Origin of the sequence: Wohlfahrtiimonas larvae (genome assembly GCF_002006755.1) — a bacterium.
Taxonomy (GTDB): Bacteria; Pseudomonadota; Gammaproteobacteria; order Cardiobacteriales; family Wohlfahrtiimonadaceae; genus Wohlfahrtiimonas; species Wohlfahrtiimonas larvae.
Genome location: NZ_MVDO01000103.1, coordinates 1 through 17,645 on the forward strand (window position 1 = coordinate 1; position 17,645 = coordinate 17,645).

The following is a 17,645-nucleotide window of genomic DNA, read 5'->3' on the forward strand; positions in this document are numbered from 1 at the left end:
TCGTTGTTTGGATCAATTTCCGATAGATGCATTCCAAGGTGGTGCTGGCACTTCAGTTAATATGAACACCAATGAAGTAATTGCGAATCTTGCATTAGAAATTCTGGGGCATGAAAAAGGTCAATATGACATCATTAATCCCAATAATCATGTAAACATGTCGCAATCCACCAATGATGCCTATCCTTCAGGTTTACGTTTAGCATTCTATGAAAAAATGCATACTCTGATTGCAGGTTTAATTTATTTAAAAGCTGGCATCGATGCAAAAGCACAAGAGTTTGATGGTGTATTGAAAATGGGTCGTACACAATTACAAGATGCCGTTCCTATGAGTGTCGGTCAAGAATTCAATGCATTCTCTGCAATGCTCGGCAATGAAATAGTCGCGTTGAAACAAGCAACTGATGCATTATTAACATTTAATTTAGGTGCTACAGCCATTGGTTCTAGTATCAATACACCAGAAAATTATCCTGCAACTGTTGTGAAGCATTTATCTGAGTTGATGGCAAAAGAGTGCAAATCAGCACCCGACTTATTCTCAGCAACTTATGATTGTTCTGATTTTGTCACATTACATGCTGGCTTAAAACGTTGTGCAATTCGTTTAGGTAAAATTTGTAATGACCTTCGTTTATTGGCATCAGGCCCACGTGCGGGTTTGAAAGAGTTAAACTTACCAGAATTACAAGCAGGTAGTTCAATTATGCCAGCAAAAGTCAACCCTGTTATTCCTGAAGTGGTGAACCAAGTTTGTTTTAAAGTGATGGGCAATGATGTTACCGTTTCTATGGCCGCAGATGCTGCCCAATTACAATTAAATGTGATGGAACCTGCATTGGTTCAAGCATTATATGAATCCATTACATTATTAAATAACAGCTGTTATAACTTGCGTGATCGTTGTATTGATGGCATCACTGTCAATGCTGATCGCTGCCGTGAACACGTTTTAAATTCAATTGGCATCATCACGTACTTAACGCCAGTGATCGGTCATGCAGAAGGTGACATCGTTGGCAAGATTTGTGCTGAAACAGGTAAAAGCATCAAGGAAGTTGTGTTAGAACGTAACCTAATGACAGAAGCTGAGTTAGATGATCTGTTATCTGAAGAGAACTTGTTGCATCCACATCATGTAAAGCCTAAGTTTTAAGATAAAATATCAATAAAAATAGGGCTCTATATTTATGAGCCCTTTTTACCATCTACAAATGAAATATAAATTACCTATAACTTATAGAATAATTAACAGTAATACCAAATGGCCCTGGCGTTACCTTTGTAGATGGATCTTTCTTAATACGCCCCTCATATGTTTCAGCTCTTGTAGTTAAACCAGATTGAGAATCCCAATCATAAGCTTTGCCAAAATCTACTAGACGCTTTGTTTTTTCTCGATATATACTGAACAACAAACCTCTCTCAGGAATCTTTGCATCTGTTTTCTCACTGAGAGCATTAGATGTTGTAAAAGTTATTGAAGGTGTTGTTGTATCTTTACAATTCTGATTAGCTTTTCTAGTAATTGTTATAACAAAAGACTTCACAAATTCTGTATCTTTTTCAAGGGCATTGATATCCATTTGTTTAAAATCAACTTGCGATGGTGCTACCACTGTAAATGCATTGGCGGTGCATGTTGGTTTAGTAGGCGGTCTTTGGTATGCTATATCCCCCTGTACGTAAAAATTAGCTAGCGCCATTGGGAAAATTAGATAAGCTGAGCTTGGTCGATATCTAGAAACTAATGGGATAGGTTCCTTGCCACCAGAAACTATAACCATTCCGACTACATTTTCTATCTCAAAAAAATATTCAACATCTTTTTTTAAAGTATATGAATGTGTATTTTTAGTAACAATTTTTTGGGCCATATCAAAGTCCCATGTTGATACAATTCGACTATCAGCTTTTGTTTTTAATGTTGCGCGAAATTTTGCTACTACTTGGTCATCCCTCAAACTACCATGCACTGGATATTGACTCCTCTTAAGCTCGACAATGAAATTATTCCAGTCTGTTGGTTGATTTACGAGTGGGGTTATTACAGTATCAAATGTGCATTTAAGATCCCCCCTAGTTTTAGGGCCTGAATTAGGAGAAAGCCCCACATCCATAGTAATAGTAAAAGTTCTGTTTCCTGAGAAACTACAGTCAGCTAAAGTAACATTGCCTAATAATGCAATGCCTAATAATACTATGGATATTTTTCTCTTAAAATTAAATATCATGATTCCTCCAATTGGCAAGTATTCTTCTTACAACGAAATGTTAGCTTTTCAACTTCCCCAGAATCCAAGATATAAAATATTGATATCTTATCTTTTACCTTGATCGTCATAGTTTCTGATGACAATGGCTTGACAATAATATCTTTTTGCACCATATCATCAGCACCTGTCATATTATACCCATAGATAACAATATGATATTGTGTTGGATTTTCTAGGGTTAAAGTATCGCCTGATGGCTTAACCTTTAAATTCTTAACCCAATCTTGAGTACCCGAATATTTTTTTAATCCTTTTGGCCTAAAGAATATTTTCATATCTGTCGAAATAACAATAGTGACTTGACTATAATCACTCGATGTTCCAGAAGGAACGCCTAAAATGTGCAACAACAACAAACTTTCGCGATCTTGAGGCAATAGATTTTTATTACCAACCATACTGACTTTAATCTGTTTCGCCTGCTGAGCTTCTAATCTTTGTAAAAAAGGTAATGCGACTAATGGTTCTTGGATCTTATTGCCTGCTAAATCCGTAATCCACGCATGCGCTAAAAAAGGGCGCTCTGTATTTGTATTTTCAACTACTAGTGAAGAAGATTGATTTTGTGATTGATCAAATATCACTCGCGTTCTATCAAACGTTAATTGCGCCCATGAAAATGTTATCAATGAGGCACAACATAGCCCTAACATTAGCCCTTGAAAATAACGTCTAAACCTGAACATCATTATTCTCCTGTTGTATTAAAATTTTATTGCACGACCGTACATAAATTACTATTACAACGATAATGAATGGCTGCCCCACCACCATTATCTTTCATATAAAGAATCGATGGTGTATTACCTAAATTGACTGTCACTTTTTCACTGCTAAATGGCTTTAAAACCACATCTTTTTCAATTGCCTTACTACCTTTTCCTGCTCTAAAACCATAAATTACAATATGATAGGGTGTTGGGTTCTCGAGTGTATATGTCCCCCCTGATTTACTGACCTTCATTTCTTGCACCCAAGCGTTATTGCTATACTTTTTTAACCCTTTAGGGCGATAAAACAATTTTAAGTTTGATTTAATCATAATGTTTAATTGGCCTGCTACTTGGCTATCTTTTGGAGGTACACCCAATATATTTAAACTCAATAAACTCTCTTTATCTTGAGGTAGAACTTGTTCACTGCCAACTAAACCAATCTTAATTTGTTTTTCTTGTTTAGGATTAATGCGCTGCAACATTGGTAGTGCAACCAATGGCTCTGATACTTTTACACCTTGCTGAGTTTCTATCCATGTTTGTGCTAAAAAAGGCATTTTAGGGCTAATATTTTCCACAGCAATGGACACAGAATTTTGGCTACTACGATCCAAAATAACACGTGTTCGATCAAATGCTAATTGCGCTGTTGAGACATTCATCATGAGTGTTGAAAGAATTAAAAACTTTGAGAGATTACGCATATTTTTTACTCCATACGACATTGTAAATTTCTAAGAGATTCTGTATCTAATGAATCTATTTTGAGTGAGCACTCTTGATCTGACCACTTCACAATAAATTTAGATGTACTATTTAAACCAGATAGATAGGTCAAACCATTTTCAGCAATCATACCCACTTCACGATCATGGCCATTTTCCCTATAAACAACCGCGCCAAAAGGAGGATAGCTACCATCGTCTAATGTGATAGTTGAAATTGATTTTTCACCACTGACCGCTCCTGTTGCCTTATACAAAATTGCACCGTCTGTGGATGCGCTTTTCACCACACTGTTTTCAATCTCAACATTATCTGGCAAATTATCATTATCAATAGAATAAGATGACTCATAATAGTTTGGAATATTACTGATACCAATCATACCAAACAGGTTTGAAGATGCTGTTGAGGATCTTATTCTCACACCTGATACACCTGTATCAATAAGCAATCTCGACCCATCATCATAGACTTTTGGATGCGTCGCAATACCGTGTTGTGTTAAGGTGATAGAACCATCAAACCCAACAGTTGCACTTTGATAATCAGAAGTATAATCAGTACTAGTTCTTAATGTACCTCTAGATGTTTCAAGGTTATATGATGTACTGAATCTATTTTCAGATGATTCACCTTTATTCTTTCTATTTTCTGCTGTAATTGATGCACGACCATCCCATAAATATGTTGAGTATGTTGCCTGATTACTGAGTGAACGATCTGGATTAGAGAATTGAGAAGAATACGTCACGGTGCCATCATATTTCTCAAGCGGAATATTTACATATAACCCTACTTGATTATTATTTTTACCATTTTGAGTACTGTGCCTAGAAAAAGACAAATTAATGTTCGTATTTTCAAACCATCCATCTTTGACTATTTTGTTAGCAGAAATATTATAACTAGACATATTTTTTTGGTTCCAATAACTGCCCTTTGTGATAGATGCTGTCACGCTCGTGGCAATTGATGGAAATGACTGAGTCATACTCAATGTGAATCGATTTTTTTCTAGAGAAGTATTTCGGCTATTAGATTTCATATCAATATAGTTATTGAGTGATCTAAAATCTCGGCTAGAGAAACGATAACCTGCTAGATTTAACATTAATGAAGAAGAAAAACGCTTAGCATAGTTAACTCTATAGCTGTGTCCTTTTAAAGTTTTATGGCTAGGCAAAGCAGTTTCAGAGCTAGTTACATCAAATGATACTGCACCAAATTGCTCCAAGTTCATACCCACACCTAAGTTGTATGACTTATATTCACTATTTGATGTCAAAATTGCGCCACCATAAACAGAAACATTATTAGTTAAACCGTACGAGGTATCAAATGAAACAAAATTACTATTCACCTCTTTTCGATATTTGGGTGATAACTTACCAATATTTACGTTATAACGAATATCATTTTTACGTGTTAAAAATGGAACACGTGCAATATCTACTTGATAAGTATACTTTTGCCCATTATTTTCTTCAATTTCAACATCCACTGTCCCAGTAATGTATGATGGCAAATCTGAAATAGCAAAAGGACCCGGCGTGACTTGCTCACTTCTAATAATAGAACCATTTTGTTTAATCGTCACAATAGCATTACTTGATACTGTACCTGTGATTTGTGGTGAGTAACCTTGTAGATACGAAGGCATCATACTTTCATCACTGAATAAACTCACCCCTTTGAATCTAACGCTATCAAAAACGTTACTGCGTGAATATAATTCGCCCGCATATAATTTAGCATTAAGAGATGCGACATCCATAAAAACATAACGCTCATCCCATTCTATCTTCTTTTTTCCCTTTGAGTCATACTCATATTTGGCTCTAAATCTTAAACGATCAATGTTAAAGCCCACAACACCATAACTGCGTAGAGCATCAAATGATTGAGTTTTACCACCATTTTTGGAACGAGAAAATGTTCCCAACAAACTATAATCCATGATGATCCCAGCGATACCATAATCTCTGTTTCTTGGCATCAACCAAGATGAATCATAATTTTCTAAAAACATTTGAGGCATTGTGATATTGACAATCTGTGCACTCGAATCAAAATCAATAGCAACAGCTGAATCTAAAGATTCCAAAGAATAGCATAACCCTACATCTGTCTCATGCGCTTCTGTTTTATACAATAATGTTAAGGCTTCATCTTTCAAAGGTAATTCAGAGGCTAGTTCCTTTGTTACACATAAAATATTCTGATCATCTTGCATGTAAAAAAATACTGTTTTAGAATAATCAACAGTCGTATTATTAATATTAAAAGTAACTAAATACTCCCCTGAAAATTGCTCATTCTCCCCTGAAAAAGCAGTTAAATCGACAGAATCCATCCCCAAAGATTCTAACAAGGCACTATCAAAAGTATAGGTACTTGCTACCGCACTTGATAATACTCCTCCCAATGCTACGACTAATACTTTTTTATATAATAATTTATCCACAGCCACAAACCCAATAACCTTTATTTTTCGTTAAAATTTTATGATTGAAACACTTTGCTAATCAACAAAGTGTTCCAACCTAGGTTACCTATAAATTAGGTTATTTGTATGTCGCTTCAAATGATACTGTAGCTTCAAAATCACCTTCGCCTGCTTTCTCTGTTGCCTTCATACGTGCTTGAATTGGTACAGACAAAGTACCTGCTTTTGTAATCGGCAAATCAGTCAAGTTAGCACCTTCAGGCTTAACATTTTCATTCGCTATTCTTAATTCTAAACCAACATTAGCAGCTGGAGTACCTGCAATATTGTTCCATAACTCAGAGCTACCTGAATGTGCAGTACCTGGCAAAATAGAAAGATCAACGGCTGAAAGTGCATCACCATCATCTTCACCTGTAGTTGTATCACAATCATAGAATTCGATACTTGATTTTTCCCAACGAGATGTCTTACCTGCTTCACTCAAAGTTTTAGTTGATACAGAACCCAATCTCACATCAGATACAGGCGCAACTGTACATGCAGCTTTCAAAACTTCACCTGTAAATCTAATGTCACCTTTTGATTGTGCCATTGCTGCTGAACCGAAAGATAAAACTAATGCTAAACCTAATACTGCCTTTTTCATAAAACTTTCCTTTGATATACAGTTATATAAACTAATTAAACATTGTTCTTCATAAATTAATGAAGTAGGCCATAATTTATACATTTAAAATGATCTGTAGTAAATTTGACCAAATAATTGTAACAAAGGTAAATTTTATTTTCAATAATTAAAAAAATAAATAAACTTTTACATAAAAATTACTTTTCTACATTTAACTAACAAATATGTTTATAAGCATGAGTTTTATTAGCTTTCAAACTAAAACTTTAATAAGAAATCATTATAAAAATTTTCATTTCTTAACAATAAAAAGATGTTTAATTCTATTTTTTATAAAATTTATTAGTAGAATTTCTACATAATCATAAAAGTTTCTAATTTTCTAACGTAATATATTGGGCATAAAACATCATATAAATATATGTTAAGATAGTTAATCACAGAGATTTAGGTATAATTTTAATTATGGAACCTCAACACCCTAAAAAATAACTATTTTTAGCGATCTATGAGACTAAATATGCACTACACATTTTAGAACTTCATTTATCATGATTACAATCCTTACAAATCCCCTGAATTTCAATACAGTGATCCTGCAATGACATCCCCATATCGCCCAATTTATCGCAAATGGTATCAGTTAAAACTTCATCATCTATTTCTTCAGCTTTTTGGCACTGAGAACAGATCACCATCAATGAGTTATGCTCATGTTGATGATCCACAGTACAAGAAATATAAGCATTCAACGTATGAATTTTATGGATGAGTTTTTCTGATAATAAGAAATCCAAGATTCGGTATGCTGTGGTTGGCGTAATGCTATGGCCTTGCGCGCGCATTTTTTCAATCAACTCATAAGCTTTAACAGGTGCATTCGCTTCCAACAATAGCGCCAAAATCATTTTACGTAAAGTCGTTAGGCGCACGCCTTGTTGTGCGGCCAATGCTTCTGCATCTCCAAGATATTTCATCATTGTTTCTGATAATTGACCTTTTGCCATCACTCATATCTCTTAATTTCATCCGGTAATATAGTATAGCCCGAAACACCCATTGCTGCCGCATCATTTCTTTGAATGACAAGCTTACCTGAAATTGAGATTTCCTCCATGGAACGGGCGCCTTTTAAAGGTTCATCCATTTTGACATAAATGATTTGATTTGCAGGTGGTGGCGGAGAATGAATGCATGCACCAAAATATGGTACCAATAAAAACTCATTCAATGATCGATCTTCCGCCCAATCTAACGGTACGATATAACCAGAAATATTGACAGCATGATCATTCAATAGTTCATTGATAGGCGCATTTGCCCATTCAGCCAAAATATCTTGTAACATTTCTTGCGCCATAGGATCAGAGTCTGAAATGGCATTCAGATTCATATTGACAAATAGGGTTTCAGGCGTAATAGGATCTTGAGAAATTAAATCGTGCCACTGAATTTTTTGATATTCCTGTGGTGTATTTTGATGAATACCAAAACCTAATACCAAAAATAAACCTATGAATAACAATCCAACAACTCGTACCAGCCAAATCATTATTTAACCAATTGCGATTAGCATGGTTAATAATATCATCACAACGAAAGCGATAGAGATTCCCAATATAGCAGATCGCCTATATTGGGACGGCTCTGCTTTCGGCAATATTTCTTTAAGTGCAACATACAACATCATTCCACCTGCCAAAGCTGATAGATGAATCAAATATTCCATAGATAATATTGAACGCAAAAACAAATACATCAATATTGCCAAGCAAGCAGGCATGATACCTGTGAATAATGTTCTATAACATTGCTGTTTTTTAGATTTCACAGATTCAGGTAAAACCAAACCACACCCCAAAGGAAAATTATGACAAATTACTGTAACTGCCAATAACAAGCCCAACCAAATATTCATCATTGCGGTGCTAAAAACAATAAAACTCTCTGGAATATTATGAATCACCAATGCTGTGATGGTTAATTTACCTTGAGTATGCAGAATTCTATTTAACAATAGCAATGCAACGAAACCACCAATCCATAAGCCCACTGATAAAACATTTAACTGCATCCACAATACTGCCAAACTCAAATAGATCATCGTACCTGCTGAAAAACTCAGTAATATTCGCATCAATAATTTATTTTTTTGCTGAATACAAATCCCCACAAACCAGCCAATACAAATAGTTAACCCACATATTAAAGTAAGCAACGTTGCCCATATAAATGCTTGGTTCTTCTGCTCTACATCATATTGAATACTATCCGCCACTAACAAATAATCTGATTCACCATATTCAGAAACATTACCATCTAAATTCAATCGCCCCAATACTGTGAGATTATCCATCGTTTGAATGCCAGCTAATCCTTCTTTTAACTTTACATGAATGATCTGATTTTTCGGTGGCGGTGGCACATGAATACAAGCACCATAATAAGGCACCAATAAAAACTCACTGATATTGGAAGCTTGATCCCATTCCAATGGCACCACAAAACCAGAAATTGCTATATTTTTTCCTGATAAAGCTTGATTAGGTAATCGTTGATCTTGTGCATCCATATAGTTTTGCAAAGCTTCTGGTGATATTTCATTGTGTGATAAATCAACAGAAGATTGCATTAACAATTGATCCCAAGTGATTGTTGGATAATCTTCTGCCAAGCTCCAAGAATTCATCAACATCAAGGCAATGATGGTTATGAAAAGTTGCTGAAGTTTCTGCATCATTTGGAAACACTCAGACCATCAGCCAAGCTCATGCGATAAGCTCGCCATGCAGGAATCATACTTGTGAGCAAACCTGCCAACATAATCGCCCCTAATAGAAGCCATTCACCGCTCGTTGGCCAAGATAAAGTAATGAAAATACCATAGTGATTGATTAGAATTGAGCTGAATATAATGATCATCAATACTAATAAAATAATCCCCAATACAACGCCAATCACCAATAACATCAATCCTTCACAAACCAATAAAACTAAAATATCTGTGGGCTTTGCACCTGCAGAACGAAGAATTGCCAACTCTCTTCTACGTTCACCCAATCCTGCTAAAATCGTTGCGGTTAAACCTGCTAAGCCAACAACTGTCACCAAAGCTGAAACAATCAATAATACTTTTTCTGCTGAATTCATCATCGCCCAAATTTGATCCATCACAATGCCCGGCATGACTGCCATTAAAGGCTCTGATCGATATTCATTGATGGATTTTTGCAAGGCAAATACATGGCTACGTTTCTTCAAACCCACCAACATTGCTGTGATACTTTTCGGCTGTAAATCAAATTTTGTAATCTGTTCCGCAGGGATGTTTAGCCCTGGAATTGGCGCACCACTTTGCCAATTTAAGTGAATGGCTTCCATCGCTTCCAATCCTATATATAAGGAGCGGTCCACAGGCGTGCCCGTTGGCGCTAGAATGCCTACGATTTCAAAGGGTTTATCACCATGCTGTGCAATCTCTGATGTACTGTTGCCATGGCTCAACACAACTTTTTGTCCAAGTTCATAATTAAGATTTTTAGCAACTTCCGAGCCAATCACAACATCAAATAAACCATCAAATTGCTGCCCTTTCGCAAAAGCCAAAGTTTTATCTCGTTGATAGCGATAATATGCAAACATATTTTCATTGGTGGCAACCACAGGATAACTTTGATGTGTATCGCCAAGTGAAATTGGAATCACCCAATCCACTTCGGGACGTTTTGCAATCTGCTCTGCGCTTTGCCAGCCCATATTATTAGTGGCTCCGCCCAAATGAAAAATTGCATACAGAATCAATTGCACATTGCTACCGCGTGCACCAATCACTAAATCCGTGCCAGAAACCGCTTGCACAAAATTTTCTCTCACTTGCACACGAGTTTTTTCAATGCCCAACAATAATGTTGTGGATAATGCGATGGAAAACACGATTAACAACAATGTACCACGACGATTCCAAGAACTTTTCCAAGAGAGTGATAATAAGTAATTCAATCGTTTCATTATGTACCTTTCCCACAATCATTAATGTCATTAAGATGTATTGCTTTGGTAAAATTCTGCATGATTTCTAAATCATGGCTCACAAATAACAATGTCGTACCGTGATCTCTGCATACATCCAATAACAAATCCAAAAAATCTTGACGACGATTAGCATCCAACGCAGAGGTTGGTTCATCTGCAATCAATATGGAAGGTTTACCAATTAAAGCTCTTGCAGCAGCAACACGCTGTTGTTGCCCCACTGATAATTGATGAGCTTTTTGATGCCATAAATCAGAAGATAAATCCAAGCGTGTTAATAATGCTTTTGCTTCATTCAGTACTGAACCATGATGCTTAATGCTATTTTGAGTGCGTAATTTCGATAACTGACAAGGAATCACCACATTTTCCAAAATAGTTAAATAAGGAATCAAATTGAACTGTTGGAAAATAAAACCAATATGATCGCCACGAAAAATATCTCGCTCACTGCTACTGAGCTGATTTGTTGCGCAATCATTGATGATAATTTCACCCGATGTTGGCGCTAAAATACCTGCAATCAAACTCAACAGTGTACTTTTACCGCTACCGCTTGGCCCTGAAATAAAGAGCTGCTCACCTCGATAAATGTTCAATTCATCCATAGCAATTGTTGGTTCTGTTGCTTTAGGCCAAAGAAAGTGAACTTTCTTCAGCGCTATTGCAATGGATTTTGCACTCTCCATTTCGTTTACCATTGAATCACAGTATTTTTACGAGATAATTCCGCAGATTTCTGCCCATTTGGCGTAATCATCTGAACTTCTACATGTTCTAAATGTGGGAAATATGGGAATAGTTTTACTTCTAATTGTTGAAGTTTTGCAGGAGTTTGGCATTGCCATTGTGCTGTCATAGTAAGATTACCGTGCGTTGTGTGATGATGTTTATGTTCTTCTGAATGTGCTTTGTGCCCTAATAATTCAGGCTCAATCACATCTGATGCCAAGCCTAGATTTTTCACTGCACAATTTGCATCTTTTGGTAATACAAATAGTTGATCAATGGCATTCAGTTGTGTAGCCATTGCTTTGACTTCTGCAATTTCCGCATCACTTTTTGGTGCATATTCAAAAGAGATAAAATTCGCTAAAGCGCCTTCTAGCTCTAATTCAACATTGCCGTGTTCAATACTGATATTCATATTGGCAACACCGTGTTGATGTGCGCCATGTGCATCATGCCCAATCATTTCATGAATAATGTCTGATTGGTTAAATGCTGCAGGATAAAAAGTTGGCCAGTTACTCAGTTGTACAGCAAGCGCATCATGTGAATCATTGCCCATATATAAATGGAAATGACCCGCTTTTTCTGGCGCAATGATGTGATCACTGAATTGAATATATTTTGGTGCAGTTGAGTTGGCATCTAAACATTCAAATTGATAGCGCACACCTTTTTTACCTGAATCATAATTGAGAATTTTCTTACCTGAATATTTATATTCGCATGAAGAGACTTTATTAGGTGCGATAAATTCAATCTGGCTGCCATGAATTTTTACTAATGTTAAATCTGTTTTGTAGCCATTTAAATAATACGCACGATATTCTTCTATCGTTTTATCGCCTTTCTCAGCTTTTGCCGCCAATACACGATCTAACTCACCACTCACTAAATAAGGATAAATGGATTGCCAATCACCTTCCCAATCACTCAATGTACGATCTTGAACATCTTGATCATCAAAAATTCCTTGGCTCGCTAATATCGATTTTTCTGAATGATTATGATGCTGATGCGCCCAACTCATTTGCAAACTTAATACTGCTAAAACAATAGCCGTTTTTTTCATACCCAATCCCTATCATTTAAAAATGCAATGTTATATCATTTCATTTTTATCGTCAAACTGCTTTCAAAATTTTTTAAAATGACTTATTCACAAATTGTGTGATTAAGGATGTGGATAACTTTGTGGGTAAGATTCAAGACAAGTATTGTGGGTTTTTGATACAATGCCCTGCTTATTAACCCTTGGAAAAATGAGCATTATGAGCACTCAAATTGACGAAATATTAGTGGTATATTCCAATCTGCAAGATGCACAAACTGTTGCACAGATGATTCGTTCATTGAACTTCTACTCTGCGTTAACACCTGCATTTAAAGTCACCGAAGATATTGTTAACCAAGCGCCTGCAATTATTGATTTATCAGAGCAGGGTAGCTTTCCACAAGCAAAAACTTTCACAATCACAAAAGAATCATTAACAGATATTCACTTAAAAGCTCATATTGCTGAATTCTTAAAAGAAAAATGCCAATTAAAACCCACTTGGACAGTAGAAGCATTTGCTGAATTAGAAACTACTCGTATTCAAGAGATTGTTGGCGAAGATGAAGTGATCTTAGCTTTGTCTGGCGGTGTTGATTCATCTGTTGTTGCAGCTTTATTGCATAAAGCGATTGGTAAAAAATTAACCTGTATTTTTGTGGATACTGGCTTGATGCGCTTGAATGAAGGCGATCAAGTGATGCAAATTTTTGCTGATAACATGGGTGTTAATGTCATTCGTGTCAATGCTGAGGATCGATACTTAGCAGCATTAGCGGGTGAAAATGATCCTGAGCGTAAACGCAAAATTATCGGTGAATTGTTCATCAAAATCTTTGAAGAAGAAGCACAAAAATTGTCTCATGCTAAATGGTTGGCTCAAGGCACAATCTACCCTGATATTTTAGAATCAGGAGATCATCATGGTGCTGCAAATGTCATCAAATCACATCATAACGTGGGCGGATTGCCTGAAGATATGCAATTTGAATTAATTGAGCCCTTGAAATATCTCTTTAAAAATGAAGTGCGTGAATTGGGTGTTGCGCTGGGCTTGCCACCAGAAATGTTGTATCGTCATCCATTCCCAGGACCTGGCTTGGGCGTACGTATTTTGGGTGAAATCAAAAAAGAATACGCAGATATCTTACGTTTAGCAGATGATATTTTTGTTCAAGGTTTACGCGAGCATGGCTTATATGACAAAACCTCACAAGCTTTTGCAGTATTTTTACCTGTAAAATCTGTAGGCATTAAAGATCATAAAAGAACTTATGAGTACACAATTGCCCTCCGCGCTATTGAAACTATCGACTTTATGACAGCTCGTGCAGCCCGTTTGCCATACGAATTCATTGAAGAGATTTCGGACAAGATCATTTTATCGATTCCTAAAGTGACAAGAGTTGTTTATGATGTATCGAATAAGCCACCTGCAACAATTGAGTGGGAATAACAAAATAGTGTAATATTACAGAGATGTATTATCACATATCGATTTAGGAGAATGACATGCGTATCGTATTATTGGGTGCACCTGGCTCAGGCAAAGGAACTCAAGCAGCCAATTTGGTCGAAAAATATGGGATTACTCACCTTTCAACAGGTGATATGTTGCGTGCTGAAGTTAGCGCGGGTACAGAACTTGGCGTAGAAGCTAAGAAAATCATGGATGCTGGCCAGTTGGTTTCAGATGATATCGTATTAGGTATGATCAAAAACAACATCGAGTCTATTGATGGTGGTTTTTTATTAGATGGTTTTCCACGTAACTTGAACCAAGCAGAAGCGTTGGATTCATTATTATCAGGTATTGATCAACCCATTGATAAAGTAATTTTCTTTGATGTGCCTTTTGAAATCATCAAAGAACGCTTATTATCTCGTGGCCGCTCAGATGATAACGAAGAAACCATCGAAAAACGTCGTAAAGTTTATGAGTCTGAAACTGCACCATTAATCAACTATTACACTAAACAAGGTAAGTTAGTGACAGTGGAAGGTGTTGGCGACGTGACTGAAATCAGTCAACGCATTTTTAAAGCATTAAGCTAAATACAGCTTAAAATTAGATGGAATGGCAGCACACGCTGCCATTTTTGTGAGCATGAAAAAAGAAACTATAATTACTGTTGCTTGTATCTTATTTGTGGGGGCTTTTGCCTACTTTGGTTTGCCGATGTTTATTCCAAGAATGGAAAATCCAAGCCAACAACCTTTTTGGGAAACATCCCTATCTGAAACCAATGATATGCAAGCCTTTGGTTTAACATTAAACCAATCTACATTACAAGATGCCATTGATACTTTTGGTAATCGCGTTTCCCTGACTTTATATGAAACTAAAAATGGCGATCAAGTAGAAGGTTATTTTAGAGAAACACAGGTAGGCCCTTTTTTAGGACGAATGGCATTCACATTGGTTAATAATCCTGAAGATATGCAACTTGCCAAAGAAAAATCTATCCCAGAACAAGCACCTATGAGCGGCAACAAAAGCTACAAATTAACTTCAAACTTGAATGAATTATTCTTAGATGAAGCTGTTTTTAGCCTAGCATTTATCCCAACTCATGTTGTTTTAACACCTGATGATGTAAAAGGTCGATTTGGTGAACCGAGCCAAATCATAGAAGAAGTCATCGATGGCAAAAAAACAGGCACTGTTCATTATCTCTACCCTAATAAGGGGATTGATGTAACTTTAGATAAAGAAAAAAGGTCAATTATTCAGTATATCTCACCCAGATATTTTAGGGAAAAAATCATCGCGCCAATCGCAGTTGAAAATTGATATTAATCAAAAAAGTTGACATCTACAATAAAAATGGTAATTTGTATGTAGCTCCTGAAAAAGAGATGCCCATAAAAGCTCTTCAGGAACTTAGGCAAAATAACACATAGAGGATATGACAAAGCCCGCGATAGCATCTATCGCGGGCTTTGCCTTTATCAGAAATTATTTATTGAATAACGATGTTATCTAATACTTGCTCTAACCGACCAACCATTGCATCAATATGATCTAAGCTAATGTTCAATGGCGGGAAGAAACGCACAACATTATCACCAGCGCCCACTAACAATAAACGCGCCTCAAACGCCGAATTCACAACATCAGAAGCTTTTACCATTGACTCATCAAATTGAATACCGAGCAATAAACCTTTACCACGAATCTCTTTCACAAAAGGATATTTTACTTTCAACAAGTTTAATTTTTTCTGTGTATATGAACCCCGCTCTTCTACAGCTGCCACAACACCATGATCAATCAATTCGGTCAATACTGCATGCGCGATTGCACATACAAAAGGATTACCACCATAAGTCGAGCCATGATCCCCGGGCACAATGATATTATTAGCTTTTTCACGCGTTAAACATGCAGCGATCGGCACACCACCACCCAATGCTTTAGCAATGGTCACAACATCTGGCACAACATTCATTTGCTGATAAGCAAATAATGTACCCATTCTGCCCATGCCACACTGAATCTCATCAAATACTAATAGCGCATTGAATTGATCTGCTAACTCACGCAATGTTTGTAAAAATTCAGACGTTACAGCACGAATACCACTTTCACCTTGCACAGGCTCAATAAAAATACCGCAAAAATCTTCATTCACCAATGATTTTGCCATCTCAATGTTATTAAATTCACATTCCACAACATCGCCCATCAATGGCCTAAAATCCACTTGATATTTTTCTTGCCCTGTGATCGCTAATGCACCTGTGCTGCGACCATGAAACGATTCTTTCATATATAAAATCTTCGTTTTATTCGGCGCAATATTATGCCCATGTTTACGCACAATTTTAATGGCTAATTCATTCGCTTCAGTACCTGAATTACAGAAAAAAACTTGTTGATGATAGCTATTTCGGATTAATTTTTGTGCCAATAATGTTTGCATATCATTCTGATATAAATTAGAGATATGAAACAATTTTTCGCTCTGCTCTTTAGCAGCTTGAACCATTGCTGGATGCGAATGTCCTAAACAGTTAACAGCAATCCCCGAAACACAATCAATGTATTCATGATTCTGATCGCTGTATAAAAAAGGACCTTTCCCACGGACAAAATTAACAGGAAAGCGCTTATAAGCATTCATTAACATCAGTTATTTTCCTCTTGAGTTTCTTTGATCAACGTCCCTGCACCTTCTGCAGTGAAGATCTCTAATAAAATTGCATGCAATGTTTTACCATTTAAAATGATCACATTTTTTACACCACGATCAATGGCATCTAAACACGTTCTAACTTTTGGTAGCATTCCACCGGAAATGACTTCATCTTTAATCAGCTTCAATACTTCTTCATAATCCACTTCTTTTAACAATGTTGATGGATCACGGAAGTTCATCATAATGCCATCCACATCTGTTAAAAAGATTAAACGAAATGCGCTCAATTCCGCTGCTATAGCACCTGCAACATAGTCAGCATTGATATTGTAAGTATTACCATCTTCATCCATACCAATTGATGAGATCACTGGAATATAGTTATCTTTCGTCATTGTATAAATGATATCAGGATTAATCTTTTCGATTTCACCCACAAAGCCAATATCAATCTGCTCGCCATTTTTATCGGCAAATTTTTTCTTCGCAGTGATTAAGTTACCATCTTTACCACTTAAACCAATTGCTTTACCACCTTGCCGCTGAATATCCGCAACAATGCCTTTATTGATCTTTGCAGACAATACCATTTCAGCCAATTCAACAGTATCTTGATCGCTCACGCGCAAGCCCTCGATGAATTCTGTGGTTTTATTCACACGCTCAAGCATTTGATTAATTTCAGGGCCACCACCATGCACAATTACAGGATGAATCCCCACGTATTTCATTAACACAATATCTTTAATGAACTCTTGGCGAATCTCTTTATCCACCATCGCACTGCCGCCATATTTAATGACAACCGTTTTACCATGATAACGGCGAATAAAAGGTAATGCCTCAATTAAGAAGGCCGCTTTATCTTGATTACTAATCATTTCCATCAC

Annotated in this window: 16 protein-coding genes and 2 pseudogenes; 4 read left to right on the forward strand and 14 right to left on the reverse strand. The window is 36.4% G+C overall.

The window, feature by feature from the left end:
• The coding region (locus BZK14_RS06355; RefSeq protein WP_143691384.1) for an aspartate ammonia-lyase at positions 1 to 1,159 on the forward strand (1,159 nt) is incomplete at its 5' end.
• Positions 1,160 to 1,229: 70 nt separating this feature from the next.
• Here the strand turns inward: BZK14_RS06355 and BZK14_RS06360 are convergent.
• From BZK14_RS06360 to BZK14_RS13635, 12 genes and pseudogenes are all read right to left on the reverse strand, one after another.
• The gene (locus tag BZK14_RS06360) at positions 1,230 to 2,237 is read right to left on the reverse strand and encodes a hypothetical protein (RefSeq protein ID WP_077925709.1); all 1,008 of its coding nucleotides are present in this window, start codon (positions 2,235 to 2,237) and stop codon (positions 1,230 to 1,232) included.
• Positions 2,234 to 2,968 (reverse strand): fimbrial biogenesis chaperone, encoded by a 735-nt coding sequence (locus tag BZK14_RS06365; RefSeq protein WP_077925710.1) that lies wholly within the window; start codon positions 2,966 to 2,968, stop codon positions 2,234 to 2,236. Before BZK14_RS06365 ends, BZK14_RS06360 begins: the two co-directional genes overlap by 4 nt.
• 23 nt (positions 2,969 to 2,991) lie before the next feature.
• Positions 2,992 to 3,699 (reverse strand): fimbrial biogenesis chaperone, encoded by a 708-nt coding sequence (locus tag BZK14_RS06370; protein WP_171973652.1) that lies wholly within the window; start codon positions 3,697 to 3,699, stop codon positions 2,992 to 2,994.
• A gap of 5 nt (positions 3,700 to 3,704) precedes the next feature.
• Positions 3,705 to 6,185 (reverse strand): fimbria/pilus outer membrane usher protein, encoded by a 2,481-nt coding sequence (locus BZK14_RS06375; RefSeq protein ID WP_143691385.1) that lies wholly within the window; start codon positions 6,183 to 6,185, stop codon positions 3,705 to 3,707.
• A 100-nt stretch (positions 6,186 to 6,285) separates the two neighbouring features.
• The gene (locus BZK14_RS06380) at positions 6,286 to 6,816 is read right to left on the reverse strand and encodes a fimbrial protein (protein ID WP_171973653.1); all 531 of its coding nucleotides are present in this window, start codon (positions 6,814 to 6,816) and stop codon (positions 6,286 to 6,288) included.
• A gap of 524 nt (positions 6,817 to 7,340) precedes the next feature.
• Entirely contained in the window at positions 7,341 to 7,805 is a 465-nt protein-coding gene (locus BZK14_RS06385; protein ID WP_077925714.1) for a Fur family transcriptional regulator, read from the reverse strand.
• Positions 7,805 to 8,350 (reverse strand): DUF3299 domain-containing protein, encoded by a 546-nt coding sequence (locus BZK14_RS06390; protein WP_077925715.1) that lies wholly within the window; start codon positions 8,348 to 8,350, stop codon positions 7,805 to 7,807. The genes BZK14_RS06385 and BZK14_RS06390 overlap by 1 nt, the downstream gene beginning before the upstream one ends.
• Before the next feature lie 3 nt (positions 8,351 to 8,353).
• A complete protein-coding gene (locus BZK14_RS06395) occupies positions 8,354 to 9,538 on the reverse strand; it encodes a DUF3299 domain-containing protein (RefSeq protein ID WP_077925716.1) in 1,185 nt (394 codons plus the stop codon).
• Positions 9,535 to 10,797 carry an ABC transporter permease gene (locus BZK14_RS06400; protein ID WP_143691387.1) on the reverse strand — a complete coding sequence of 421 codons (1,263 nt, stop codon included), beginning with the start codon at positions 10,795 to 10,797 and terminating at the stop codon, positions 9,535 to 9,537. Before BZK14_RS06400 ends, BZK14_RS06395 begins: the two co-directional genes overlap by 4 nt.
• Before the next feature lie 8 nt (positions 10,798 to 10,805).
• The gene (locus BZK14_RS06405) at positions 10,806 to 11,519 is read right to left on the reverse strand and encodes an ABC transporter ATP-binding protein (protein ID WP_077925718.1); all 714 of its coding nucleotides are present in this window, start codon (positions 11,517 to 11,519) and stop codon (positions 10,806 to 10,808) included.
• Positions 11,520 to 11,524: 5 nt separating this feature from the next.
• Positions 11,525 to 12,025, reverse strand: coding sequence for a DUF2796 domain-containing protein (locus tag BZK14_RS13630; protein ID WP_342742234.1), 501 nt, complete (start codon positions 12,023 to 12,025; stop codon positions 11,525 to 11,527).
• Positions 12,014 to 12,631 (reverse strand): annotated as a pseudogene (locus BZK14_RS13635) (metal-binding protein ZinT); the annotation flags it as partial. The gene BZK14_RS13630 and the pseudogene BZK14_RS13635, both read right to left, overlap by 12 nt.
• Before the next feature lie 451 nt (positions 12,632 to 13,082).
• Between BZK14_RS13635 and guaA the strand changes: the two are divergent.
• From guaA to BZK14_RS06425, 3 genes and pseudogenes are all read left to right on the forward strand, one after another.
• Positions 13,083 to 14,069: pseudogene (gene guaA, locus BZK14_RS06415) on the forward strand (glutamine-hydrolyzing GMP synthase); the annotation flags it as partial.
• A gap of 56 nt (positions 14,070 to 14,125) precedes the next feature.
• Positions 14,126 to 14,668 carry an adenylate kinase gene (locus BZK14_RS06420; RefSeq protein WP_077925721.1) on the forward strand — a complete coding sequence of 181 codons (543 nt, stop codon included), beginning with the start codon at positions 14,126 to 14,128 and terminating at the stop codon, positions 14,666 to 14,668.
• A 22-nt stretch (positions 14,669 to 14,690) separates the two neighbouring features.
• On the forward strand, positions 14,691 to 15,407 hold the full coding sequence (locus BZK14_RS06425) for a hypothetical protein (protein WP_077925722.1): 717 nt from the start codon (positions 14,691 to 14,693) through the stop codon (positions 15,405 to 15,407).
• A gap of 169 nt (positions 15,408 to 15,576) precedes the next feature.
• Here BZK14_RS06425 and BZK14_RS06430 read toward each other — a convergent pair whose 3' ends face one another.
• Together BZK14_RS06430 and argB are read right to left on the reverse strand one after the other, a co-directional pair.
• The gene (locus BZK14_RS06430) at positions 15,577 to 16,749 is read right to left on the reverse strand and encodes an aspartate aminotransferase family protein (RefSeq protein WP_171973654.1); all 1,173 of its coding nucleotides are present in this window, start codon (positions 16,747 to 16,749) and stop codon (positions 15,577 to 15,579) included.
• Positions 16,746 to 17,636: an acetylglutamate kinase gene (gene argB, locus BZK14_RS06435; protein ID WP_077925724.1), complete on the reverse strand. Its 891-nt coding sequence runs from the start codon at positions 17,634 to 17,636 to the stop codon at positions 16,746 to 16,748. The genes BZK14_RS06430 and argB overlap by 4 nt, the downstream gene beginning before the upstream one ends.
• Positions 17,637 to 17,645 lie beyond the last annotated feature (9 nt).

Bases quoted from the DNA above. Each gene is read 5' to 3' on its own strand.
- BZK14_RS13630 (WP_342742234.1), bottom strand. From the start codon at position 12,025: ATGATTGGGCATGATGCACATGGCGCACATCAACACGGTGTTGCCAAT.
- argB (WP_077925724.1), bottom strand. From the start codon at position 17,636: ATGATTAGTAATCAAGATAAAGCGGCCTTCTTAATTGAGGCATTACCT.
- BZK14_RS06370 (WP_171973652.1), bottom strand. From the start codon at position 3,699: ATGCGTAATCTCTCAAAGTTTTTAATTCTTTCAACACTCATGATGAAT.
- BZK14_RS06365 (WP_077925710.1), bottom strand. From the start codon at position 2,968: ATGATGTTCAGGTTTAGACGTTATTTTCAAGGGCTAATGTTAGGGCTA.
- BZK14_RS06395 (WP_077925716.1), bottom strand. From the start codon at position 9,538: ATGATGCAGAAACTTCAGCAACTTTTCATAACCATCATTGCCTTGATG.
- BZK14_RS06360 (WP_077925709.1), bottom strand. From the start codon at position 2,237: ATGATATTTAATTTTAAGAGAAAAATATCCATAGTATTATTAGGCATT.
- BZK14_RS06380 (WP_171973653.1), bottom strand. From the start codon at position 6,816: ATGAAAAAGGCAGTATTAGGTTTAGCATTAGTTTTATCTTTCGGTTCA.
- BZK14_RS06425 (WP_077925722.1), top strand. From the start codon at position 14,691: ATGGCAGCACACGCTGCCATTTTTGTGAGCATGAAAAAAGAAACTATA.
- BZK14_RS06420 (WP_077925721.1), top strand. From the start codon at position 14,126: ATGCGTATCGTATTATTGGGTGCACCTGGCTCAGGCAAAGGAACTCAA.
- BZK14_RS06390 (WP_077925715.1), bottom strand. From the start codon at position 8,350: ATGATTTGGCTGGTACGAGTTGTTGGATTGTTATTCATAGGTTTATTT.
- BZK14_RS06405 (WP_077925718.1), bottom strand. From the start codon at position 11,519: ATGGAGAGTGCAAAATCCATTGCAATAGCGCTGAAGAAAGTTCACTTT.
- BZK14_RS06385 (WP_077925714.1), bottom strand. From the start codon at position 7,805: ATGGCAAAAGGTCAATTATCAGAAACAATGATGAAATATCTTGGAGAT.